This is a genomic window from Flavobacterium sp. AJR (genome assembly GCF_002156885.1).
Taxonomy (GTDB): Bacteria; Bacteroidota; Bacteroidia; order Flavobacteriales; family Flavobacteriaceae; genus Flavobacterium.
This window is the reverse complement of record NZ_NCWQ01000093.1, coordinates 1-25,065: the sequence shown is the minus strand read 5'-3', so window position 1 is coordinate 25,065 and position 25,065 is coordinate 1. Positions and strand designations below refer to the sequence as shown.

Sequence of the window (25,065 nt, the reverse complement as noted above, 5' to 3'; positions counted from 1 at the left end):
ACCTTTTCGTGAATCATCTATTAAACGATTAATATAAAATAGCTCGCTATCAATTGACAAATTCTTAAGATTAGATTTTATCAATGATAATTCTTCTTGAATTAAAAAAAAATTGACTTTGTTCGCTGACAAATTTGAAATATAAGTAGACATAAAATTCTTCATATTAGAAAGTCCAAATTTATCTTCATTTTTCATATAGATTTTTTCGTATAATTTATGTAAGGATTTATAATTATCTATTGCACTATAACTTGTATATGAGTTCTCTCTTAGTGACGGGACATTTTCTAAATCAAGAAACAAAAAAAGATAATTTATGGCATTTATTGAATTTAACTCAAAGAGAATCGATAAAGCAGATGAAAAATAATAATTTTTATCATCTTTTGCATTACTTAGATATTGAAGTGCTTTTTGAAGACAAAAATCGGACTCAACTTTTAAATCCATCATCAGCTTTAATGATGTCCAGCACTTGTGTGAATTAAAATCATCGCAAAGATTTTTGAGTAGAGGTAAATCATTTGTTAATTGTATGTATTGTATAAGAACTTTTTCAATATTATAATTGTAGTTTTTGTTCACTAGATATTCTCCAATCTTTATGTAAGATTCTGTAAGATTATTATTTAATGCATACTGAATGTGAGAGTTTAACGATAAGGAGTAGAGATCTCCATTGTGAAGATTTTCAATAATTCTTTTATTAATTGCTTCTTCACTTTTGATCCTACTGAGAAGCTGATTTAGGTCACCATCTTGTGCAACAGTTTTATTTATATCAATAAATTCGATGCTGTTTAAAAGAAACTGTTCTGAAAAATTAAAATTAAATTTAATTACAAAATACAATATTGCCTTGAGTTTGTAATAATCATCAAGCAAATTTAAAGAGTTGAAATTTACTATTCTAATAATATTTGTAAAATCGATTTCATCTTTTGCCTTGAGGCACCATTGGTAGATAAAACGTTTATGACTTATGTTAATTTCAAAAAAAGTATTGGAATTATTTAACTGTTGGATTTGGGCTTTGATTTCTTTTATTATGAATATGTCTTCCTCAATAAAAATTCGTTCAATATCAGTATATTTCAAATTCATTTGCATATTGTGGACAATTCTACTCAGTAAAGAATAGGAAATTTCAATTCTGCTAGCATGACCATTTTCTTTATACCAATCAGTGGTAATCTGACGAATAATTGTAGGACTAATACTACCACTATATCGATTGAATATGAATTGAATTTTGGAAAGCAATAATTCTTTATCGAATAGTACGTCGAAATCTTCTTGAGGTCTCTTTCTAAACTTCTCTTTTAAATTGTCAAATTCATTTTGACTTAAATAGACTTCTACAAATTCAAAACCTCTTTCAATCATTTCATTATTAAAATATTCAGCTAGATTACGGTCTTTAGTATTACCAAGAACATTTCGATAAAAATCGAGGTTGCTACTTTCTATAATGCCATTCGCAAATTTATTTATTACTATCTCAATGGTTTCTTCATCTGTAACGGAAGCCATAAAATATCCAAAAATTTTAAAGTCCACATTTTCTGTCAGATATTCAAATAGGTTTTGTTTACTATTTCGGTTGCTTTTTAAAATTAGATCTTTAATAGTTGTTTCCCTGAAGTAGTAATTTTCTATTTCTTGAAATGACACAAATAAATTTACCAAATAATTGGAATCTAAATTTTCAAAATAACAGCATCTCTCAATAATTTCCTCAATATATTTACTGTCAATATAATTTTCTCTTGATTCATCAAAGTAATACTTCGCCAGATCAATAAAATGTGCAGATACTGTGAACCTCAATATAATTCGTTCAAGAACCCAACTTGTTCCTCTGATTACTTCATCTTTTATTTCTCTTTCTGTAATTCCTTGATCTCGCAAAAATTCCGATTTTATATACCAAAAAAAACGATCAATATTTTGATATTCCTCAATTAATGACAAAAGTGCCCTATTAATTTGCTTGCTGGTTTCGTTTTTAAATAAATAAAATATGTCATCTAAAAGATTTTCGTCATTCATGCATAGCTTTAGATCATGGATACAGTCTAAAATATGAGATTTTATCATTTCGCTATTTTCAGAATTTTGCAGTAAGTTATAAAGTGTCTTTTTTAGATCTTCTTTTCTATCTGGCGAAACAGAAAAATGGCTTAATAATTCTAATGCTGAAACTTTAACTCGAAAATGAGCATCTACACTATTAATAAATGTTAGGAGGTAATCAAAATTAATTTCACAGTTCCCAAATTCTGCAATTTCTTTTGTGTTAAAAGTTTTGCTGCTATTTATCCAATAGGTCTTATCTACGCATTCCGATTGAAAGTAATGCTGAAAAACTTTTACTTTATAGCGATCAGTTCTATTTGAGTCTGCTTTAAAAAGCAATTCTGGTTCATGTTCAATTAACCAGCTTACGAGTTCAGTGTATTTGTCATTATCGACAATATTAATTAAAAACGTTATGGTATTAAATAATGAAGGATGTGTTTTGTTTATACCATTTTCGATAAGTAAAAAACCTTTTATTTTTTCGGATGATAATTTGCTTAATGCTGTAGCGGCAAAATACTCTTGAATGTTTCTGTGTTCAAAAAAATACTTCTCTTGATTAATAAGTTTATTTAATAACGGATTTTTCTTAAAATCCTCATATTCTGTAGTGTTTTCGCCTAGAGCTATGTACAAATCTTCTTCTTCAATGATGTTGTTTTTCATTAACTCGCTTATTAATGAAATTTTCATTGACCATTTTTTGAGCCCAGGTATGTTTAAAGTAATCTTTTTTAGTTTCTCATTTTTATCGTGAGTAAATCTGTTTTGAATATATTGTTCCCAAAGAACTGTTGTGTTCTGAGGAATATGTCCTTTACTTGTTATATAATTTGCTAATATCTCTACTTGGAAAGGAGTTTTTAGAAAATTTGTAAATGAATTATGAAAATATAAAGTATCAACAATATTCCCGCATTTTTTTCTTAAGAGTTCAGTACTTTCATGAAAGTATAAATCCCGCAAATAATAGACATTAAAATTTGGTATGCCTTTTACAATACTTTCATAAACGTTCGACCTACAGCTGATTATATATTTGAATTTTTTGGAACCATTTTCATTTTGAGTAATAAAGTTTTCTAATTTGGATTTAAAATACTCTATATCAGAAATTTCGTCAATACCATCTAATATAAAAATAACTTTATTTAAATTTTCCCATCCAATTGGAAAATAGTCGGCAATCAAATCAGTTGTTGTAAAGTTTTTTAAACTTTTAAATATTGGAATAAATTTTTCATTATCTCCAGTTTTCCAATTTTGTAATGCAAATTTTTTGAGTTCCGTAGATTTGCCTATTCCAGGATTGCCAATGATAAAAATTTTGTCTTCCTTATCTAGAATTGTTGAAAGGGTTAAATTCTCTTTTTTATCTCTTTTAAAGAGAATGTTATTGTTCTGAGCATCTTCTGTAAAATATCTTTCAATATTATTTTTATCCACATTTATATAGCCAATGAATCTGTCTTTATCGGCATCTTTTATTATTATTTTCTGAAAAGGCTTTCTTGAAAAAATAATTGTCTTAAACCTTTCTATTTCTTTTTCTTCATTCACAATAAAATTAACGTCTTCTCCATATACAGATCGATAAAAATTATTGTTTAATGCAAACAATTCTTTGATGCCATTTGAAATATCAAGGGCATAGTAAGTGAATTTAAACTTTTGACTGAGAACTGGTGATAATTTTTCAGAATTATCTTCATTGCTAAAATTAGATCTTGGATTTATTGCAATGAAAAGATCATTTTCATCAAGTTCATAATTTGATTCTAAATTTAAGCCTTTCTTAATGATATTCCCAATTGATAAATCTGTCTCGTAATTTTTACATTCTATAAATATTTTTTTTTCAGAGAAATCTTTAGAGACTATAATTAAAATATCAAAACCATTTTGATTTCCAGATTTTTGAGGTCTTGCTTTAGTTACAGTAAATCCAATTTTCTCAAATAGCCATACGAAAAAATCTTTCGTTATAATTTCAAAACTGCTTCCTAATTCTTGGCTTGTCATAATAGTAGTACTTTCTTCAAATATAAATTATTTTTTTGATGGAACTACATTTCAATTCTGGTAATATTACTTCTAAAATGCCCCCGCTCTCCAAAGAATTCTTATCAAAAGCTGTACGAATATCTCCTTACTTCGCACCCATAAATAATGTTCCAAAATAAAAAAGAGACTTCAAAAGTCTCTTTTTAGAATTAATATATCTTTATAATTATTTATTAATCAATTTTTCAAGCCTCACCATCATTTCATCTTTCTCTTTCAACATACGTTCGTACAATGCAATTTTTTCTTCGTGAAGTTTTTTTAACTCTTCGATAGGATTAAAGTTGAATGTAGAGTTGGGATTTCCAACACAAGCATTATCTCCAAAAGTATTAGAAATAATATTTATTGCCTGTTCCTCATCAAAATTCTGAAAAGCTTCAACAGGAATTTTTAATGCATGTGAGATTTGATTAAGTATATCATCTTCAATTATGTCTTTTTGCTCCAGTATAGAAATTTTCTTCTGATTCCAGTCATTTCCCAGATTATAAGCCAATGCTTCTTGTTTGATGCCAAGCATTTCTCTGAAGCGTTTTACGTTTCTTCCCTGATGTATTTTCTGTTCCATAATGAATGTCAATTTTTCTGAAGGCTCAAAGATAAAGCCATTTGGATAAAAATCCTGAATTTCAAAGATAAAAAAATATCTCGTAAAACATCTCTTTTGTCAGATATTATACCAATTTCATTTATGTTTTACTCCAATGTTTTCTGATATAATACCGATGTAATAGGAAAATAGTTACCATGCAATGGGACTATATTGAGTATACAATCGGTATTATATCCGTATTAGGAATAGATTATCCTTTGGGAAGAATAGAGCTTTGCCGGAGAATTTTTAATCTCCTTAGTATGAAAAAAAATAAAAGATTCTTCGAAACTAGATTTTGGGCAGGGGTTGAGGCGGGAAATCCATTTAAGGCTATTGATGCCTTTTTTGACTTTGAAGATCTTGATTATTATAAACAGACTTTAACCGAAGCGGTAATTTATAGCTATAAAAGAAAAGTCTACAAACAGGACAATCCATCCGATGTTTTTGTCTTTTATACTATTATTAATTCTTTTCTCAAAATCTGTTACTGCCTAAAACAGAAAAGTAAAAAATGGAAAGTTACAGCGTCTTTGCACTCTGAAACTGTATTTCATCTTACTTCCCTAACGAAGGAAGAATACGATAATCCTTTTATTGTATTTCAAAATGCATTTGATGAAAAAAGGCTGGAAGAATTTGAATTGTTTTTATGTCTAATCCTGGAACTCTCCTTGTCTCCCAATGCCGGAGATGCTGAATCTGACCTAACGACGCCCTATATTCATTTAATCAAAATGCTGGATGCGGTGGAATTAATAAGAGAAAGGGGTGTTGAGAAAATCAAAAAAAGAATCAGATTGATGTTGTAACGGAATAAAATATTCCTTATTCAAGCTTTAGAATACTAATCTGTTTAACCGCAAAGGTTTATCATTATGCATCTTATTTTTTAACGCAGAGAACGCAAAGATTTTCACAGAGTTCACTAAGATTTAAGTTGTGTTTAGACAATTTAAGTACGCAAAGCTTTGTGTTTGGAGGTTTGGGGTAATGTCATTAAGTTATGAAAAATGGTTTTTAATACTGTATCGGATAAATCTCTCGCAAAGCCGCGAAGTGGCAAAGAAAGCATGTGTAAATAGCTTTTTAAACCATTTTCTCCAGGATTTGAAGAAAATTGTTGGCTTTAAAAGATCTAAAAGTCTTGCCTTCCAATAATGGTAATAATCTCTACCCGTTTATTTCCATTGATTTGGTAGTAAATAGTATCAACACCACAAACACAATAACGATATCCTTTTTTAATATGGTCGGCAGATGGAAATAAAAAAGGATTTCCCTCTATTTTATCAAAACAATCGTAAAACATATTAAAATAGTTATCAGCTAGATCAATGCCAAACTTACTAACACCGTAATAATAAATTCTTTTTAAATCTTCTTTGGCTTCGCTACTCAAATAATAGCTATACATTAGGCAAATCTTTTTTAAATTCGGCTAACATTTCTTCTCTAGTTTGTTTTTTTGCAAAACCACTTTTTTCTCCCTTATCTATTTTAGATCTCACAAACTCATAGTATTCTTCTTGTGAACGAGCTTGTTTAATCAAATAGTTAATAGCTTCACTTTTACTACTAAACTCTTCTGTGTTAACCTGATTTTTCAACCATTCTTCATTAGGAGCAGTTAATGTTATACTTTGTCGTGTCATAATAATAAAAAGCTTTAGTTTGGTGTAAATTTACACCAAAACTTTGAAATGGAAATTATTAAATAATAAAAAGGCATAAAAAAAATCCCATTTCGTAAGAAATGGGATTTTTTGTGACCTCGACTGGATTCAAACCAGTAACCTCTTGAGCCGTAATCAAGTGCGCTATTCAGTTGCGCCACGAGGCCTTTTTTAGTTTTCAATTGGCTAATTTTTCGTAGCTTTGTTGAGCACTTATTGCGGGTGCAAAGATAGAAACAAATGTGAGATATACAAGCAATAAACAATAGAAAATTAAAAAAAAATGCAGATAAAAAATTACATCCGTGATATTCAAGACTTTCCAAAAGAGGGGATTTTATTTAAAGATATCACTCCGCTCTTAAATGATCCAATTGCCAGAGAAGAATGTCTTCAGATTTTATTAGATTCTTTAAAAGGACAAAAAATCGACAAGGTAATAGGAGCAGAAAGTCGTGGTTTTTTCTTCGGAATGCTATTGGCGCAAAAATTAAATGCAGGTTTTGTACCTGTAAGGAAACCCAAAAAGCTACCTTATAAAGTAATTTCGGCAGAATACGATTTAGAATACGGTACAGATTCGTTAGAAATGCATATTGATGCAATAAAAAAAGGAGACAAAGTATTAATTCACGACGATGTGTTGGCTACAGGAGGAACTGCTAAGGCACTTTGTGATTTAGTTATTGAACTAGGTGGAGAAATTGTACAATGTAATTTTTTAATGGAGCTATCTTTTTTAAACGGAAGAGAAAAGATAAAGGAAAATCCTATTTTTGCTGCTATAACATATTAGAGTAATTCTACACAAGCATTAAAAACATAAATTAACCAAATGAAAGTATTTTATTCGTTAGCCTTATTTACATTATTAATTTCTTGCAAAGATAATAACGACGTAGCCACCAAAGCAGATTCGATTTCTCAAAAGGAAGTTCCAAACACAAAGGATACTATTAATAAAATACCCAGCGAGTTTAAAAGTGAAATACGTCCAAGCGAAAAATTAAAACTACAACAAGTATATACTGATGTAGCCGAATATGCAGGGTTTAATGAAGGTGGAGATTATTCATATGTTAAAATTAAAAAGAATAACAAGATAACATTTTTAACGTCTAACTTAACTTCTGAGGAAGAACTTAAATATACTCTGGGTGATATTTATGAATTTAAATGGAAGATTGATAGTGTCTTTATTTCAGGAGATGGAGAAACACGAGATTTTACAGAATGGTTCGTAAGCGCTAAAAAAGTTAAAGACGGAAGTGTAACTCTATTCAGAAAAAAATATCCTAAACCAATAAAATATTATTGGGCAGAGGAGGAGGATAAGTACTCAACCGAGTTTAAAGATTACTTATACACTTTAGTCGAATACTATTTAGCAAATTCTAAAAGTGAGCTCGTAAAAGCAAATTTAAAAGATCCTAATTTAAATCTGACTTACTCAATAGAAGATAGAGAAGAGGAGGGGCATTCTTATACGGTTTTAGGCATCGCTAATGAATTTGAAAATCGTACGAGTATAATGCAATGGTTATATGTAGATAATGCAACCAGAGTCTTATATGAATATGATCTACCAAATGAAAAATTAATAGAGTTTAAGTAATAAAAAATCCGCTAGAGAATTAAATATTCTTTCTAGCGGATTTCTTTTATAATTCAACTTTTAACTATCGTAAGGTTGCCCCAAGTTCAGTTTCAAAGTTTTGTTGCAATTTACTCATGATTTTATCAATTTGAGCATCTGTAAGCGTTTTTGTGTTATCCTGAATGGTAAAGCTTAACGCGTATGATTTCTTGCCTTCAGGAAGGTTTTTACCTTCGTACACATCAAATAGATTTACATCTTTTAATAAAGATTTTTCTGTTTGCTTAGCAAGATTGTAAATACTATCGTAAGTAACATTTTTATCAATTAATAAAGCTAAATCTCTGCGTACTTCTGGATATTTCGGAATTTCGGTATATTTTATTTTACCTGTAATTATTTTCAAAATTAAATCCCAGTTAAAATCAGCATAAAAAACTTCTTGTTTTATTCCGAAGTGCTTTAAGATTGATTTTTTTACCACTCCCATTTCAACCAAAGTATCATGACCATATCCAATGGCAGCACCTTCAGAAAACACATCTGATTGTGTTGGAATATTAAGGATTTTATCAATTCCTAATCTAGAGATTACACCTTTTACATATCCTTTTAATAAAAAGAAATCTGTAGATTGTAATCCATTAGTCCAAGTCTCTTTATTTCTGTTTCCAGTAATAAACAAAGTAAGGTGTTTATGTTCTTCATAACCATTAAGAAATTTATGGTATGATTTTCCAAATTCAAATAATTTTAAATCTGAGTTTTTTCTGTTGACATTATATGAGATTGCTTCTAATCCTGAAAACAATAATGATTGACGCATTACTGATAAATCATTACTTAATGGATTCAATATAGTCACATTATGCTCTTCTTTTAATAGTGTCGAAAGATTAGCATAAGCAGCTGTTGTTAATGAATTGGCCATCATTTCATGAAAACCTTGTGAATTCAGTTGAGCTGCAATACTATTTTGTACTTTATAATCTTCTGTTCTTGGCGAATTAGCAACTGTCGCATTGAATTTTTTAGAGAAATTAATGTTGTTATATCCGTAAACTCTTAGAATTTCTTCGATAACATCAATTTCGCGTTGTACATCTACACGATAAGCAGGAATTGTTAATCCTAAACCAGCTTCAGAAACACTATTAACTTTAATATCCAGAGATACTAATATCTTCTTAATAGTATCTTTTGGAATTTCTTGTCCAATAATTTTTGAAACATGGCTGAAATTTAAAAACACAGAGAAATCTTCAATCTTCTTTTGGTAAATCTCAACAATATCAGAAGTTATTTCTCCTCCAGCAATTTCTTTTATCAATAAAGCAGCACGTTTTAATGCATACGCAGTAATAGATGGATCAATACCTCTTTCAAATCTAAAAGACGCATCTGTATTTAATTGATGTCTTTTAGCCGATTTACGAACGCTTACAGGATTAAAGTAAGCACTTTCTAAAAATATAGAAGTCGTTGTATCTGTTACACCAGATTTTTTCCCTCCAAAAACCCCTGCAATACACAACGGACCTTTTTCGTCACAAATCATTAAATCTTCCTGATGCAATGTTCTTTCTACATCGTCCAGCGTTACAAATTTAGTACCTGCTGGAAGCGTTTTTACAATTATTTTTCCGTTGATTTTACTAGCATCAAATGCATGCAAAGGTTGCCCTAATTCATGTAGCACATAGTTTGTAACATCAACAATATTATTTTTTGGAGTAATCCCAATAGCTTTTAATCTGTTTTGTAGCCAGCTCGGAGATTCGTTTATTGTAATTCCAGAAATAGTAACACCACAGTATCTAGGAGCCAAAGAAGGTTCTTCGACATTAACATCAATTTTTAAAGTTCGCATGTCAACTCTAAAATTACTAACCGATGGAGTAATTAATTCTACGTTTACACCACTTTGTAGTAATCCCGCACGTAAATCACGTGCAGTACCAAGGTGACTCATTGCATCGGCACGGTTAGGAGTTAATCCTATTTCGAAAACTTCATCATTTTCTATATTAAAAACTTCTGCTGCAGGAGTTCCTGGTTTCAAAGCTTCGTCTAAGACCATAATTCCATCATGACCAGTTCCTAAACCTAATTCGTCTTCGGCGCAAATCATACCGTGGCTTTCCTGTCCGCGTATTTTTCCTTTTTTGATAGTAAAAGATTCTCCGTTTTTATCGTATAAAACAGTACCAATAGTAGCAACTGGCACTTTTTGTCCAGCAGCAACATTAGCTGCCCCACATACAATTTGTACAGGATGTTCTAAACCTAAATCTACAGTTGTAACTTTTAATCGGTCAGCATCAGGGTGCTGTACACAGGTTAATACATGCCCAACAACAATACCTTCTAATCCTCCTTTTATCGATTGGTATTTTTCAACCACTTCTACTTCAAGACCAAGGTCAGTAAGCAAAGCAGATGTTTCTTCGGATTTCCAATCTATTTTAATGAATTGTTTTAACCAGTTGTAAGATATTTTCATTTGAGTAATATTATTCTTGAATAAGTTTACAAATATAAGGATTGCACATTGTAGTAGGAAACAATTTATTTGGTTTTTTACAGCTGTTTTTACTTTATTATAAATCAATATTTTTTGAACATACTTTATTTTTTATGGTAATATTTTACTAATAGAGTATTAAATTTTAGTTATAAAAGAGAATCTGCATTTTTTGTGCTATCAGATGAATGAATTGTGCTATTCTTTACAAGAGAATGAAAGTAAATTTGAAATGAATCCAAAAAAAATATTTTTATGAGTACTCTAGCAAAAAGACCTGACTTTAAGGCAAAATACGATAATTACATTGGTGGAAAATTTGTAGCACCTATAAAAGGAGAATATTTTGATGTGCTTTCTCCAATAGATGGTAAAGTCTTTACAAAAGCAGCCTATTCTGGCAAAGAAGATATTGATCTGGCTGTAGATACAGCGTATGAAGCATTTAAAACCTGGGGGAAAACCTCAGTAACAGAACGTAGTATTTTACTAAATAAGATTGCTCAAAAAATAGAAGACAATCTAGAATATATTGCAACTGTAGAAACAATTGATAACGGAAAACCAATCCGTGAAACTTTAGCAGCCGATATTCCATTGGCAATAGATCATTTTAGATATTTTGCAGGAGTAATCCGTGCCGAAGAAAGTTCGATTGCTGAACTAGATTCACAAACAGTTTCTATCGCATTAAGCGAACCATTAGGGGTAGTTGCTCAAATTATTCCTTGGAATTTTCCGATATTAATGGCAGTCTGGAAAATAGCTCCAGCGCTTGCAGCAGGAAATACAATCGTTTTAAAACCAGCCGAGAGTACACCGATTTCTATATTAGTATTAATGGAACTTATAGGGGACATTCTTCCTCCGGGAGTTTTAAATATTGTAAATGGTTTTGGTGCCGAACTAGGGCGTCCGTTAGTTACCAATAAAAAAGTTTCTAAAGCAGCATTTACAGGTTCAACAACAACAGGACGATTAGTAATGCAATATGCTACCGAAAATATTATTCCGGTTACATTAGAATTAGGCGGAAAATCACCAAATATCTTCTTCCCATCTATTGCCGATCATGACGATGATTTCTTTGACAAAGCCATAGAAGGAGCTGTTTTATTTGCATTGAATCAAGGAGAAATTTGTACATGCCCTTCACGATTATTAGTTCATGAAGATATCTACGAAAAATTTATTAAAAGAGTAATCGAAAGAACTGAGGCGATTATTGCTGGAAATCCACTGGATAAAACAACGATGATTGGTGCACAGACTTCGATAGTGCAAAAAGAAAAAATCCTTTCTTATATAAAATTAGGAAAAGAAGAAGGCGCAGAATTACTTACTGGTGGTGCAGAAAATAACTTAGGTGGAGACTTAGAAGGTGGTTATTACATTAAGCCAACTTTGTTTAAAGGAAATAATAAAATGAGAATTTTTCAGGAAGAAATTTTCGGACCAGTTCTAGCCGTGACTACTTTTAAAACTACTGAAGAAGCGATTGCTATTGCAAATGATACCATGTACGGTTTAGGCGCCGGAGTTTGGACACGTGATGCACACGAAATTTATCAGGTTCCGAGAGCAATTCAAGCCGGTCGTGTTTGGATAAATCAGTACCATTCTTATCCTGCAGGCGCACCATTTGGGGGTTACAAACAATCTGGGATAGGTCGCGAAAACCACAAAATGATGTTGGGGCAATACCGCCAAACCAAAAACATGTTGATCTCTTATGATAAAAAGAAATTAGGTTTCTTTTAAAGAATTGTATAAACCAAAGAGCAATAAACTATTAATTATTGCTCTTGCAAATAAATAAAATTATGTTGCCAAAAACAATGAAAGCCGCAGTTGTAAGAGAATTTGGTTCTCTTTTGAAGATTGAAGAAGTCGAAGTTAAGCGACCAGGTAAAAACGAAATCCTTGTAAAAGTCATTGCAAGCGGAGTTTGTCATACCGATTTACACGCCATAGAAGGGGATTGGCCAGTAAAACCAAAAATGCCATTAATTCCAGGACATGAAGCCGTGGGCTATGTTGTTGCGCTAGGTCAGGATGTAAAAAATGTAAAAGAAGGCGATGCTGTTGGCGTACCATGGCTTTATAGTGCCTGTGGAGGATGTGATCAATGTATTACAGGTTGGGAAACCTTATGCGATACGCAACAAAATGGTGGTTATAGTGTAGATGGTGGATTTGCCGAATATGTAATTGCCGATGCAAGATATGTTGGGCTTTTACCATCAAATGTCAATTTTATGGAAATGGCTCCCATACTTTGTGCAGGAGTAACGGTGTACAAAGGGCTTAAAGAAACTGAGGTTAAACCAGGAGAATGGGTAGCAATTTCAGGAATTGGAGGATTAGGTCACGTTGCTGTACAATACGCCAAAGCAATGGGAATGCATGTTGCAGCAATAGATGTTGCCGATGATAAACTTGATTTAGCCAAAAGACTTGGAGCCGATTTAGTAGTAAACGCAAAAAATCAAAATCCTGGAGAATTCTTAAAAAAGGAAGTTGGTGGAATGCATGGGGCATTAATAACCGCTGTTTCTCCTATAGCATTCAAGCAAGGTCTTGAAACTTTAAGACGAAAAGGTACAATGGCTCTTAACGGTCTTCCTCCAGGAAACTTTGATTTATCAATCTTTGATACTGTTTTAAACAGAATTACAATTCGCGGTTCGATTGTAGGTACACGTAAAGACATGAAAGAAGCAATAGAATTTGCTGTAGAAGGAAAAGTAAAAGCAACAATTACTCCTGCAAAATTAGAAGATGTCAATGATGTTTTTGACAAAATGAAAAAAGGACAAATTGAAGGTAGGGTAGTACTTGAGATTGCAAAACCATAATTAAATCATGAAAGCAACAAACTTTATAATTTTAAAGTTTGTTGCTTTTTTTAAATACAAAATCATGATAAAAAGAATCGATGCCACAGATAAAGCTATAGAATTGATAAATATATTAAAAGAAAAACATGGCGATTTAATGTTTTATCAAGCTGGAGGATGTTGTGAAGGTACACAACCGCAGTGCTTTGAAAAAGGAGGTTTTTACCAACGAATGGGAGATGTATGTATTGGTACAATCGAAGATACCGAATTTTGGGTAGATAAAGATTTATTTGAGTATTGGAAACATGCCCATTTTACTCTCAATGTAATCGATGCTTTTGGCGTGGGCGGATTTTCATTGGAAACACCATTAAAGAAAACATTCCAGATAGAATACCGAATTTTCACCGAAGAAGAAGAGAAAGATTTGGAACCGATTAGAATTATTTCATGAGGTACTAAGGTTCTGAGGGACAAAGGGACAAAGGTTTTTTGTAGAGGCGCACCGCAGTGCGTCTTTTTTTTGCATAATAATTGTCGAGTTGCTTGTGGAGACCCTTCCTGCGTCAGGGTGACAAGATTGTGGTTATGTTGTGCTAAAATTTCTTTATCAAAAGATTTATTGGTTCACGTTTCCCGTAGAGGCGCACCGCAGTGCGTCTTTTTTTGAGCAATAGTTATTGAGTTACTAGCGGAGACCCTTCCTGCGTCAGGGAGACAAGATTGTGGTTATGTTGTGCTAAAATTTCTTTATCAAAAGATTTATTGGTTCTCGTTTCCCGTAGAGGCGCACCGTAGTGCGTTTTTTTTTTGTACAATAATAGTCGAGTTACTAGCGGAGACCCTTCCTGCGTCAGGGTGACAAGTTTGTGGTTATGTATCACTAAAATTTCTTTATAACAAGATAGATTGGTTCCCGTTTCTATAAGAAACCTTTGTCTCTTTGTACCTTTTTTTAAACCTCAGAACCTTTCTTAAAACCTTTGAATCTTAATGCCTCAGAGCCTTAGTGCCTCAATTTATAAACAACAACTGATATTGTTTTGGTGTAATACCTTCGTGTTTTTTAAATAATCGGATGAAATAATTAGCGTCTCCAAATCCTGATAAATAACAAACTTCATTAATTTGTATGGAAGGATTCTTCAATAAATTTTTAGCACATTTTATTTTCTCATTCAATATATATTCTATCGGACTCATTCCTAGTTCTCTCTTAAAAAAACGATAGAACGAAGCTGTACTCATACACGCTTTATCACTCAGGCTTTTTAAATTCATGTTTTCCTTTAAATTCTGCTTGATGAATTCTGTAACTTCTGTTATTGGATTATTTACCTGAATTACTGTTCCTTCATCAATAGATTTTACCGTTTGAGTTTGTATTATTCGAATCAATAATTCTTTCAAGGTCAAATCTGCCAAAACATCTTTGGTTATCGAGGTGCTCATACATTCTTTTATAAGCTTATTGATTGTAGTAGCCATATCGACATTATTATAAAAGAAATAATTCTGATAATTTAATTGCCAATACATATCCTTTCCTTCTTTTGGATATCGCTCGTTTAAGAAATTTAAAGTGTCTGTAATTTTAGATTGCTCAATTGCCAGAGCCAAACATTGCGTGGGATTATTTCTTGTAGCATCTGGAAAATCGATTTTCATTTCTACATTTGCAGGAACTACAACAGTTTCTCCTGGTAAATAATCAAACTCGGGATCATCAAAGAGATGCATTATTTTCTTTCCTCTCAACATACTTGTAACAACCAAATCATCAAACTTTAAAGGAACTAAAGTAGATGATTCGTATGTTTCGAAAATATTTAACTCACAATGATTCAAGTTATAAATTGTCCTGTTTTCGACAAGAGTTTTTAACGATTTCTCTTTTGATAGTTGAAGTGGATTGATTAAATAACGTTGATTATTCATTGCTTTTTAAATTTTAAGACGGAACTTTAAATTTAAGCAAAATAATTATAAGAAGAGTAGATTTAACGTTTAATTAAATCAACTCTTCGACATGTTTCTTAATGTTTTCGGCTATTTTTTTGGTCGGTAAATCATTTTCATCATCACCAAACGGATCTTCAATTTCCTCTGCAATAAGTTCTAAACTCGCCAGTACATAAAAAACAAAAACAACTACAGGAGCAACATAATAACCTAAGCTAATAGAATAACCAAAAGGCAAAGTCATAATGTAAAAGAAAATGAATTTTTTGATAAACGCACTGTAAGAGTAGGGAATAGGCGTGTTTTTAATTCTTTCGCAAGCTCCACAAACATCTGTAAATGCTTGCAATTCATTATTTAAAATAATGAGTTGTTCACCAGATATTTTTTTCGCATCGTATAAATCATTTATTTTATGAAATATGATTCTCTTTACCTGATTTGGCTTGTGTTTGTGGTGATCTATTTCTAAATCTACGTCTTCAAAAAGTTGTTTACTTGTTTCTGAATCATGCAAATGCTTATGCAAAATATCAGCATATAGCGGAATGAACTTTCTGAAAAATTTCCTGTCATTTTCATCTTTTAGCATAGCCGAAAGTTTAATAGCAAGATTTCGGCTATTATTTACAAGGCTTCCCCATAACTTTCTTCCTTCCCACCAGCGATCATATGCCGTATTTGTTCTAAAAACTAGTAGTAATGAAATTACAAAACCTAACATTCCGTGCATAATTGGAATATTTTGAACATAATCGTTTTTAGTTATTTTAAAATAATAAATTTCAAGATAACCAACAGTTGACGCGTATATTGCAATAGCAATCATGATAGGAAACAACTTCCTAACAGTATCTGATTTATGAAAATGAAAAATAAAGGTAAACCAGTCTTTTGTATTATATGATATCATTTGCTATGTGTTTGAAACAAATTTAGTTTAAAAACTAATATTTCCTGCTAATTCTTTTAATGCAATTTCAGATAATTTAGCTTCAAATTGTGCATTGCTATAACGCACTTTTGCATTTACATAATTAAGCTGTGCCGTTCTAAACTCAAGTGTTGTAATAGTTCCTATACGAAATTTATCTAGTGTAATATCCAAGTTTTGTTTAGCTATTACTTCGTTATTTTCTTCAAGATTTATCAACTCCAAATTTGTTAAATACGTTTGATAAGCCGTTGCTAATTGAGTGCTCAATACTTGATTTTGTTGCTCTAAAGCAAATTTAGTATTCTCAATTTCAAGCTTAGACGTTTTTTCATTTCTATGTTGATTAAAACCATCAAATACGTTTAAAGATGCACTAAAACCATAATTTAATCCTCGGGAAGTTGATTCACTTGTAAATCCTAAACTAGAATGACTCTCAGAAAAATTATATCCTGTATTTAATTTTACAGTAGGGTAGCGATTTGCTTTTACTTGCTTTAATTGCAATTCGGCAATTCTTAAATTAATAATTTGAGATTCTAATTGTGGATTTTGTTTTTTGGCTAATTCTAATAAATTATCCAAAATCAATGTGTTATCTACCGTAACATCATCCATAACCCTGAAATCAATTTTAGAATCTCGAGCCAAAATCTGATTTAATAATATCTTGGCATTTGCATATGATTCTTTCTGTCTCAATAATGTAACCTGATCTGTGTTTAAATCTACCTGAGCATTTAAAACCTCTAATTTTGAAGCTTTTCCAATAGTAAATCGGTTTTGTGCCAAAGTCAATCTTTGCTTAGAAATTACAATCGTAGTATCTAATGCTGCTAATTGTTGTTGTTGCTGAACTAGATCGTAGTAAGTAGAATTAACTTGTCCCACTTTTACTAAAATGGTGCGTCGCAATTCGGCATCACCTAATTTCTGAAGTTCTTTAAGTTGATCCAGTTGAGCAAACATTCGCATACCATCAAATATCGTCCAGTCTAATCCCACACCGTAATTTAAACTGTTGTTTTTTGCGTTGTTCAATGAAGTTGATGTTCCGTCCTGGCGTGTTTGCGAGCTATTTTGTATGCTGTTATTATCTACAACAGTAGCTGTTACTGTTGGTAACATTCCTGCATTTCCTATTGTAGCATTGGTCTCGCTAATTTTTAAATTATTTGACGCAATTTTTATTTCAAAATTATTGTCTAATGCTATTTTTACTGCGTTTTCTATGGTAAGAACTTCTTGTGCATTGCTTTTTGCAATACAAAAAAGAAACAAAACCAAGCATTTAAATAGAGTTTTAGTGTACATCATTTTTTATTTTTATTACCACAAATCAGCCATCAAAATTTTGTTTAAAAGCGATTTGTGGTTCCTATTTTTATTTAAAGTGAGTTTGAGATTATTTATTACTATCTCTTTCATATTCTTCGATATGATCAAACTCAGGGTAATGTTTGCGTGCTTTAGACCACATTAAATACATGGCAGGAATTACAAATAAAGTAAGTACTAAGGAGAAAATTGTTCCTCCCACAATTACAACTCCCATTCCTATACGGCTTGTAGAAGCTGCCCCAAGAGACATTGCAATTGGTAATGCTCCTAATGCAATTGCCAAACTCGTCATTAAGATTGGTCTAAGTCGCGCTTCCGAAGCTTCTAGTATTGCTTCTAATTTTGGTTTGCCTTGTTCTCGTAATTGGTTGGCAAACTCCACAATTAAGATACCATTCTTGGTAACAAGACCAATAAGCATTACGGTACCAATCTGGCTAAAGATATTCCAAGTTTGGTTAAATAACCATAAAGAGAATAATGCCCCAGCAACTGCCATTGGCACAGTCAGGATTATAATAAACGGATCTATAAAACTTTCAAATTGAGCCGATAATATCAAGAAGATTAATAATAAAGCCAATCCAAATGCAAATGAAGTATTCGAACTACTCTCCACAAAATCTCGTGATTCACCACCTAAATCGGTTGTAAAAGTATCATCCAGAACTTTAGCTTTTATCTCGTTCATAGCATCGATACCGTCGCTAATACTTTTGCCTGGAGCTAAACCAGCCGAAACTGTAGCCGACATATATCTGTTGTTATGATACAATTGTGGCGGATTGCTTTGTTCTTCTATCGTAACTACGTTATCCATTTGTATTAACTGTCCTTTTTTGTTTTTTACAAACATCGAAGTTAAATCCAATGGTTTCGAACGGTCTTTTTGGTCAAATTGTCCAATTACCTGATATTGTTTTCCGTTTTTAATAAAATATCCAAAACGCTGCCCACTTAATGATAGCTGTAATGTTTGCGCAATATCGATAATAGAAATACCCAAACTTTCGGCTTTTTCACGATCAATACTTACATTAATTTCGGGTTTATTAAATTTTAAGTTCACATCTGTAACCGAAAAAGTATCATTTTTATTGGCTTCGTCCATAAACAACGGTATCTTTTCACGTAGTTTTTCGAAGGTTGGGGCTTGGATAATATACTGAATTGGCAATCCTCCACGTCTATTTACAGCAATTGTAGGTTGCTCTGTTACCGAGGTTTTTGCTTCAGAATATTTTTTAGTCCACTTTGTTAATTTCTCTGCAATTTCTTTTTGAGAACGGGTTCTTTCGTTAGGTTCTTTAAGTGCAATCCTAACTCTACCACTGTTTACAGATGATGATCCAAAACCTGGTGACGTGATTACCAAACTTACTTTTTTCTCCGGAATAGAGTCATCAATAAGTTGACCTAGCTCTTGCATAAAACGATCTGTATATTCGTATGAAGAACCTTCGGGAGTTGTTACACTTAAAACCAATGCGCTTCTATCATCATAAGGAGCAGTTTCTTTTGGTAAAATACTGAAGAACAAGTAAATTAATCCAAAACAAATAGCGATAATAGGAAAGCTTAACCATTTCTTTTTCATAAAACGGGTTAAAGCATCAGCATATCCTTTATTTAAACTTTCGAAATAAGGTTCTGTTTTAAGATAAAAATTCGATTTCTTTTGTTCGCCACCTTTCATTAAATATGCATTTAACATAGGTGTTAAGGTCAAGGAAACAAAAGCCGAAATTAATACTGCCGCTCCTATGACGACCCCAAACTCTCGAAACAATCGACCAACGAATCCCTCTAAGAAGATTACTGGTAAAAATACGGCTGCAAGCGTTATCGAAATAGAAATTACAGCAAAGAAAATCTCATTAGATCCTTTAATTGCAGCTTCAATAGGCGACATTCCTTCTTCGACTTTCTTAAAGATATTCTCCGTTACCACAATTCCGTCATCGACCACAAGTCCCGTTGCCAAAACAATTGCAAGTAATGTTAATACGTTTATTGAGAATCCAAAAAGCCACATGATAAAAAATGTTGCTATCAAGGAAACTGGAATATCTATTAAAGGTCTAAATGCGATTGCCCAATCTCTAAAAAACAAAAAGATAATCAAGATAACCAAAACTATAGATATCAATAATGTTTCGGCAACTTCCAAAACAGATTTTTTTACAAAAAGCGTACTGTCTATTGCAATATCAAGCTTAATATCTTTAGGAAGATCTTTCTTTAAAGCATCGTATTTTTTATAAAACTCTTTCGAAATATCTAAATAATTTGCTCCTGGCATAGGCACAATCGCAAGACCAATCATAGGAAGTCCTGATTGGCTCAATTTTGTTTCGGTATTTTCTGGACCTAATTCGGCATTACCAACATCGCTAAAACGAACTATTTTTTCACCTTCTGAACGAATAATAATATTATTAAACTCTTCTGGTTTAGATAAATTTCCAACCGTTTTTACTGTAAGTTCTGTATTGTTTCCTGTTAGTTTTCCAGAAGGTAACTCAACATTTTGTGCATTTAAGGCATTACGAACTTCTGATACTGTACAACCATATGCAGCCAGTTTTATAGGATCAATCCATAAACGCATGGCGTAACGTTTTTGTCCCCAAATTTGAACTGCACTTACTCCCGGAATTGTTTCTAATCGCTGAGAAATAACATTCTCTGCATAATCACTCAGTTCAAGCGCACTTCGTGTATCACTTTGAACAGTCATCGAAATAATAGATTCTCCATTGGCATCAGCCTTAGAAACAACAGGCGGAGCATCTATATCCTGAGGTAAACTTCTAACGGCTTGTGATACTTTATCACGAACATCGTTTGCAGCTTCTTCTAGGTTTTTATCAAGATTAAACTCGATTGTAATATTACTACTTCCTTGTACACTCGACGAAGTAATGTTTCTAATTCCGTCAATGGCATTAATTGCTTTTTCAAGAGGTTCAGTAATTTGAGATTCTATAATGTCTGAATTTGCTCCTGTATAATTAGTACGTACAGAAACTTGTGCGGGATCAATAGACGGAAACTCTCTTACGCCTAAAAAGCTATATCCAATAAGACCAAACAATACAATTGCAAGATTTAAAACAATTGTTAATACTGGTCTTCTAATACTTGTGGTTGATAAACTCATATGAGATTTATGATTTTAGTCCCGATAACTATCAGGATTAGATTTTAAAATAATGAAAATTGAGTTGGATTATTAAATAATTCAAAATCTCTATTTTTTCACTTTTACCTTAATTAGATCGTCATTTTTTAATGCCATTACACCGCTAGTTATAACAGTATCTCCCTTTTTTAAACCTGATAAAATCAAGATAGACGCATCTGTTCTTGTAGCAGTTTCTACCATTACTTCTTTGGCTTTGCCAAAATTAGAAATAAAGACTTTTTTTCCGTTTTGTACAGGTACAATAGCTTCTGTAGGAACCACAATTGCATCTTTTATAATATCTAATGGTAATTTTACATCAGCAAATGTTCCAGGGAATAATTTGCCATCTTTATTTTCGGCGATAGCTCTAATCTGAAGCGTTCTTGTTTCTACAGCAACTTCAGGCTCAATAGCATAAACTTTAGCCGTATATTGAGTCTCAGACCCAGAAACCGTAAAAGTAATAATAGAATTGTTTCTTACCTGACTTGCGTATTTCTCTGGAATCGAGAATGTAATTTTTAATTTGCTAGTATTAACCAGTTTAGCAACCAAAATTGTTGGTGTAATATAAGTTCCCGGAGAAATTGATCGTAATCCTATCTTTCCAGAAAATGGTGCTTTTACAGATGTTTTTGCAATTTGAGCACGTATTAATTGGGTTTGTGCTTGCGCAGAAGCGTGGTCGGCTCTTGCAACTTCATATTCTTCTTGGCTAATAGCTTCTTTTTGAAGTAATAACTTTGCTCTTCTTTCGTTTTCGGCAGCCAAACCTTCTTTAGTAGTGGCTTGTCTTAATTGTGCTCTTAATTCTATATCATTTACCTTAAAAAGAACTTGACCTTTGGTTACGTTGCTTCCTTCACTAAAATAAATTCCTTCGACAATACCCGAAACTTCACTACGAATTTCTACTTGCTCATTGGCTTCAATAGATCCGGATAAAGATAAATTATTGTCAAAAGTTTGAGTGTCTACAACAACTCCCGAAACTGTTGTGGTTTTGTTTTTACCGTTCTGACCTTTAGATTCGTCGTTCTTATTTTTATTAGATACAACTCGGTAAGCGATAAATCCGCCAATTCCGATTATTAGCAAGGCATATACAAGGTTTTTTACTTTCATGAGATTTAGGTAAAGCTAGAATTAATAGATTATGGTTTTAAGTGAATTCACAAATTTAGTTTTTTGTATTGAAAACCTATGACCTTATTTTTTATTTAACAATTGTATGTACAAATATTAATATTTTCGTTAAAATAAGATGCAAAAGGGTAATGCTAGAAACAGAGGTTCTGAGTTACAAAGCCTCTAATTTTCTAAGATTTACAATAAACATAAGTTCAAAAATTTGTATTAAGACTCCATTCGTGAAGAAAGGTTTAAAGGGATAATAAAAAAAAGTTTTTTTTAAGGTTTAAAAAAGGTACAAAGATGCAAAGGTTCTGAGGTTCTGAGGTTCTAAGAAGGTTCATAAGAATAAAACTTAACAAGCTTTACGAACATTGCGTATCCCGATGCTTCGGTATTGCGCCCCTTGCGGTTAATTTTACCAAATACATCCACAAACTTGTCTCCCTGACGGAGGAAGGGTCTCCACAAGTAACTCGATAGTCCGAGAAAGAGTATAAGAAAAAAGAGCGTTTACTCTATTTTACTTATAGAGTATTTACTCCTTGTTATAATGAGTCTATTGTCAATTAAAAATTCTAATATTTTTCCCTTTTATTATCGAGCCACTAGTGGAGACCCTTCCTCCGTCAGGGTGACAAGTTTGGGGTTACATTGTGGTAAAATTAACCGCAAAGAACACAAGGTTTTACGCAAAGTTCGCAAAGCTTTATTTTTTTTACCTTAGCATTTTAGTACCTCAAAACCTTAGAACCTTTGTAACTCTGAACCTTTGAACCTTAAAAAAAAACTTAACTAATATAATTCCAGATATTCTTTTTCTTTGTTAATTCGATGAAAATGGCTTTAAGGATTGCATTTTCAGGTTTTTGCAATGGAGCGTCTTCTTTTAGGACTTTTAAAGCATAATTTCTGGCTAGAGCCAAAATATCACGATCACGAACAATATCGGCGATTTGAAGATTAAGTACACCGCTTTGTTGCGTTCCCATTAAATCACCAGGACCACGAAGTTTTAAGTCAACTTCGGCGATTTCGAAACCGTCATTGGTTTGAACCATAGTTTCCATTCGGGTTTTACTATCCGAACTTAGTTTATGCGAAGTCATTAAGATACAATAACTCTGCTCGGCACCACGACCTACACGACCACGTAATTGATGTAATTGTGAAAGTCCGAAACGTTCGGCACTTTCTATAATCATCACACTGGCATTCGGTACGTTTACACCAACCTCAATAACGGTTGTAGCAACCATTATATTCGTTTTTCCTTCCGAGAAACGTTTCATTTCCGAATCTTTATCAGCTGGTTTCATTTTTCCGTGAAGGATAGAAATCGAATAATTAGGTAGGGGAAAATCACGAGAAATACTCTCATAACCATCCATCAAGTCCTTGAAATCCATTTTTTCAGATTCTTGAATCAATGGATATACAATATATATTTGTCTTCCAAGAGCAATTTCATCACGCAAAAACTTCCAGACTTTCAGTCGGTTACTATCATAACGATGAACTGTTTGGATTGGTTTTCGCCCCGGAGGCAATTCGTCGATTACCGAAATGTCTAAATCGCCATATAAACTCATCGCCAGAGTACGCGGAATAGGCGTAGCAGTCATAACTAATACGTGTGGCGGAATTTCGTTCTTTTTCCATAATTTAGAACGTTGCTCTACACCAAAACGATGTTGCTCATCGATAACAGCTAAACCTAAATTTTTAAATTTTACTTTGTCTTCCAGTAAAGCATGTGTTCCGATTAAAATATGCAAACTACCGTTTTCTAATTCTTCATGAATTATTCTTCTGGCAGCAATTTTGGTAGATCCTGTTAGTATTTTCACATTGATATCTAATGTCGCTGCTAATTCTGACAATCCCACAAAATGCTGATTTGCTAAGATTTCTGTAGGTGCCATTAAGCAAGCCTGAAAACCATTATCGAGCGCCAATAACATACTCATAAACGCAACGATAGTTTTTCCCGAACCTACATCTCCTTGCAATAATCGATTCATTTGGGCATTACTACCCATATCGGTACGTATTTCCTTGATTACTCTTTTTTGAGCATTTGTAAGTGCAAAAGGCAAGTGATTTTGATAAAACACATTAAAATATTCACCTACTTTTACAAATGGATGTCCTTTTATTTTATGCTTTCTAATCAGGTTTTTAGTTATCAGTTGCAACTGAATAAAAAACAATTCTTCAAATTTTAATCGGTATTGGGCTTTCGCCAAAGTATCGGCACTTTTAGGAAAATGTATGTTGAATAAAGCTGCTTTTTTAGGAATCAGTTTTAACTCATTTACCAAATAATCGGGAAGTGTTTCAGTAAATAAAGTTTGTGTTTCCAGAAATAATTGCTGCATGAGTTTGTTAATCACACGATTTGAAATCCCTCTATTAGCCAAGGTTTCTGTCGATGGATAAACAGGTTGCATTGCAGAGCGAAGGCTTTGTTCGTGTTCGCTCATGAGTTCAATTTCGGGATGCGACATACTAAACTGACTTCCGTATAAACTACATTTCCCAAAAATCACACAAACTTCGTTGAGTTTTAAACTCTCACGAATCCATTTATGTCCCTGAAACCAGTTTAAGTCTATTTGTCCTGTATCATCTACAAAAGTAGCAACCAAACGTTTCTTATTTTTGGCAAATTCAACGGTCTTTATATTGATGATTTTACCAACAATCTGAACTTCGGCAGCAGTATTCTGTAATTCGTTAATCTTATAATATCGCGTTCTGTCTATATATCGGTTCGGAAAAAAATTAACCAAATCAATATATTTATGAATCCCCAATTCCTTACGCAGCAATTCGCCACGATTAGGGCCAACACCTTTTAAGTATTCGATAGGAGTTTGAAGAAGATAATTAGACATTCTTTATTTAGACGATTAGATTTTTAGACTTCTTAGATTTACGAACTTTTTTATCTTTAAATATTTCAATAATTAAATCTTTTAATTTCTATTTTATCTTTAAATATTTATAAAAAGCGAAGATAGATTTTAATTAGGAAAATAGAAAATACAATTGTTTTGAAAAAGTTAAATGCTTTTATTTATAGTAAGAAAGAATCATTTATCTATCTCATAA

General features: G+C 32.3%; 17 protein-coding genes and 1 tRNA gene. 6 read left to right on the top strand and 12 right to left on the bottom strand.

Annotated elements, in window-relative coordinates:
• The coding region (locus tag B8T70_RS20080; RefSeq protein ID WP_086896001.1) for an NACHT domain-containing NTPase at positions 1–4,107 on the bottom strand (4,107 nt) is incomplete at its 3' end.
• 208 nt (positions 4,108–4,315) lie between these two features.
• A complete protein-coding gene (locus B8T70_RS20075) occupies positions 4,316–4,720 on the bottom strand; it encodes a helix-turn-helix transcriptional regulator (RefSeq protein ID WP_086896000.1) in 405 nt (134 codons plus the stop codon).
• 287 nt (positions 4,721–5,007) lie between these two features.
• On the opposite strand from B8T70_RS20075, the gene B8T70_RS20070 reads away from it, so the two are divergent.
• Complete coding sequence (locus tag B8T70_RS20070) at positions 5,008–5,559, top strand: hypothetical protein (protein ID WP_086896003.1); 552 nt, start codon at positions 5,008–5,010, stop codon at positions 5,557–5,559.
• Positions 5,560–5,885: 326 nt separating this feature from the next.
• On the opposite strand, the gene B8T70_RS20065 is transcribed toward B8T70_RS20070, so the two are convergent.
• From B8T70_RS20065 to B8T70_RS20055, 3 genes are all read right to left on the bottom strand, one after another.
• Positions 5,886–6,164 (bottom strand): type II toxin-antitoxin system RelE/ParE family toxin, encoded by a 279-nt coding sequence (locus B8T70_RS20065; protein ID WP_039118580.1) that lies wholly within the window; start codon positions 6,162–6,164, stop codon positions 5,886–5,888.
• The gene (locus B8T70_RS20060; protein WP_039118581.1) at positions 6,157–6,402 is read right to left on the bottom strand and encodes a CopG family transcriptional regulator; all 246 of its coding nucleotides are present in this window, start codon (positions 6,400–6,402) and stop codon (positions 6,157–6,159) included. Before B8T70_RS20060 ends, B8T70_RS20065 begins: the two co-directional genes overlap by 8 nt.
• Before the next feature lie 114 nt (positions 6,403–6,516).
• Positions 6,517–6,590 (bottom strand) — tRNA-Arg (locus B8T70_RS20055).
• A 116-nt stretch (positions 6,591–6,706) separates the two neighbouring features.
• Between B8T70_RS20055 and B8T70_RS20050 the strand changes: the two genes are divergently transcribed.
• Both B8T70_RS20050 and B8T70_RS20045 read left to right on the top strand, forming a co-directional pair.
• The gene (locus B8T70_RS20050) at positions 6,707–7,219 is read left to right on the top strand and encodes an adenine phosphoribosyltransferase (RefSeq protein WP_086895999.1); all 513 of its coding nucleotides are present in this window, start codon (positions 6,707–6,709) and stop codon (positions 7,217–7,219) included.
• Positions 7,220–7,258: 39 nt separating this feature from the next.
• Positions 7,259–8,038, top strand: a complete 780-nt coding sequence (locus B8T70_RS20045; protein ID WP_086895998.1) for a hypothetical protein — start codon at positions 7,259–7,261, stop codon at positions 8,036–8,038.
• Between the two features lie 64 nt (positions 8,039–8,102).
• On the opposite strand, the gene pheT is transcribed toward B8T70_RS20045, so the two are convergent.
• On the bottom strand, positions 8,103–10,523 hold the full coding sequence (pheT, locus tag B8T70_RS20040) for a phenylalanine--tRNA ligase subunit beta (RefSeq protein ID WP_086895997.1): 2,421 nt from the start codon (positions 10,521–10,523) through the stop codon (positions 8,103–8,105).
• Between the two features lie 276 nt (positions 10,524–10,799).
• On the opposite strand from pheT, the gene B8T70_RS20035 reads away from it, so the two are divergent.
• The 3 genes from B8T70_RS20035 (at position 10,800) to B8T70_RS20025 (ending at position 13,841) form a co-directional block, all read left to right on the top strand.
• Complete coding sequence (locus tag B8T70_RS20035) at positions 10,800–12,305, top strand: aldehyde dehydrogenase family protein (protein ID WP_086895996.1); 1,506 nt, start codon at positions 10,800–10,802, stop codon at positions 12,303–12,305.
• 77 nt (positions 12,306–12,382) lie between these two features.
• A complete protein-coding gene (gene adhP, locus B8T70_RS20030; protein WP_242667525.1) occupies positions 12,383–13,402 on the top strand; it encodes an alcohol dehydrogenase AdhP in 1,020 nt (339 codons plus the stop codon).
• Positions 13,403–13,466: 64 nt separating this feature from the next.
• On the top strand, positions 13,467–13,841 hold the full coding sequence (locus B8T70_RS20025) for a DUF779 domain-containing protein (RefSeq protein WP_086896002.1): 375 nt from the start codon (positions 13,467–13,469) through the stop codon (positions 13,839–13,841).
• A 560-nt stretch (positions 13,842–14,401) separates the two neighbouring features.
• On the opposite strand, the gene B8T70_RS20020 is transcribed toward B8T70_RS20025, so the two are convergent.
• The 6 genes from B8T70_RS20020 to recG form a co-directional block, all read right to left on the bottom strand.
• Positions 14,402–15,325, bottom strand: a complete 924-nt coding sequence (locus B8T70_RS20020) for an AraC family transcriptional regulator N-terminal domain-containing protein (RefSeq protein WP_086895994.1) — start codon at positions 15,323–15,325, stop codon at positions 14,402–14,404.
• Between the two features lie 73 nt (positions 15,326–15,398).
• Positions 15,399–16,262, bottom strand: coding sequence for a bestrophin family protein (locus B8T70_RS20015; RefSeq protein ID WP_086895993.1), 864 nt, complete (start codon positions 16,260–16,262; stop codon positions 15,399–15,401).
• A 27-nt stretch (positions 16,263–16,289) separates the two neighbouring features.
• Positions 16,290–17,600: a TolC family protein gene (locus B8T70_RS20010; RefSeq protein ID WP_039111940.1), complete on the bottom strand. Its 1,311-nt coding sequence runs from the start codon at positions 17,598–17,600 to the stop codon at positions 16,290–16,292.
• A 91-nt stretch (positions 17,601–17,691) separates the two neighbouring features.
• Entirely contained in the window at positions 17,692–20,790 is a 3,099-nt protein-coding gene (locus tag B8T70_RS20005; protein ID WP_086895992.1) for an efflux RND transporter permease subunit, read from the bottom strand.
• 90 nt (positions 20,791–20,880) lie between these two features.
• Positions 20,881–21,942, bottom strand: coding sequence for an efflux RND transporter periplasmic adaptor subunit (locus B8T70_RS20000; protein WP_086895991.1), 1,062 nt, complete (start codon positions 21,940–21,942; stop codon positions 20,881–20,883).
• A gap of 797 nt (positions 21,943–22,739) precedes the next feature.
• Complete coding sequence (recG, locus tag B8T70_RS19995) at positions 22,740–24,848, bottom strand: ATP-dependent DNA helicase RecG (RefSeq protein WP_086895990.1); 2,109 nt, start codon at positions 24,846–24,848, stop codon at positions 22,740–22,742.
• Positions 24,849–25,065: the final 217 nt, after the last annotated feature.

Coding starts and splice junctions, on each gene's coding strand:
- B8T70_RS20015 (WP_086895993.1), bottom strand. CDS start 16,262: ATGATATCATATAATACAAAAGACTGGTTTACCTTTATTTTTCATTTT.
- B8T70_RS20050 (WP_086895999.1), top strand. CDS start 6,707: ATGCAGATAAAAAATTACATCCGTGATATTCAAGACTTTCCAAAAGAG.
- B8T70_RS20075 (WP_086896000.1), bottom strand. CDS start 4,720: ATGGAACAGAAAATACATCAGGGAAGAAACGTAAAACGCTTCAGAGAA.
- adhP (WP_242667525.1), top strand. CDS start 12,383: ATGAAAGCCGCAGTTGTAAGAGAATTTGGTTCTCTTTTGAAGATTGAA.
- B8T70_RS20025 (WP_086896002.1), top strand. CDS start 13,467: ATGATAAAAAGAATCGATGCCACAGATAAAGCTATAGAATTGATAAAT.
- B8T70_RS20070 (WP_086896003.1), top strand. CDS start 5,008: ATGAAAAAAAATAAAAGATTCTTCGAAACTAGATTTTGGGCAGGGGTT.
- B8T70_RS20045 (WP_086895998.1), top strand. CDS start 7,259: ATGAAAGTATTTTATTCGTTAGCCTTATTTACATTATTAATTTCTTGC.
- B8T70_RS20060 (WP_039118581.1), bottom strand. CDS start 6,402: ATGACACGACAAAGTATAACATTAACTGCTCCTAATGAAGAATGGTTG.
- B8T70_RS20000 (WP_086895991.1), bottom strand. CDS start 21,942: ATGAAAGTAAAAAACCTTGTATATGCCTTGCTAATAATCGGAATTGGC.
- recG (WP_086895990.1), bottom strand. CDS start 24,848: ATGTCTAATTATCTTCTTCAAACTCCTATCGAATACTTAAAAGGTGTT.
- B8T70_RS20005 (WP_086895992.1), bottom strand. CDS start 20,790: ATGAGTTTATCAACCACAAGTATTAGAAGACCAGTATTAACAATTGTT.
- B8T70_RS20035 (WP_086895996.1), top strand. CDS start 10,800: ATGAGTACTCTAGCAAAAAGACCTGACTTTAAGGCAAAATACGATAAT.
- B8T70_RS20020 (WP_086895994.1), bottom strand. CDS start 15,325: ATGAATAATCAACGTTATTTAATCAATCCACTTCAACTATCAAAAGAG.
- B8T70_RS20010 (WP_039111940.1), bottom strand. CDS start 17,600: ATGTACACTAAAACTCTATTTAAATGCTTGGTTTTGTTTCTTTTTTGT.
- B8T70_RS20065 (WP_039118580.1), bottom strand. CDS start 6,164: ATGTATAGCTATTATTTGAGTAGCGAAGCCAAAGAAGATTTAAAAAGA.
- pheT (WP_086895997.1), bottom strand. CDS start 10,523: ATGAAAATATCTTACAACTGGTTAAAACAATTCATTAAAATAGATTGG.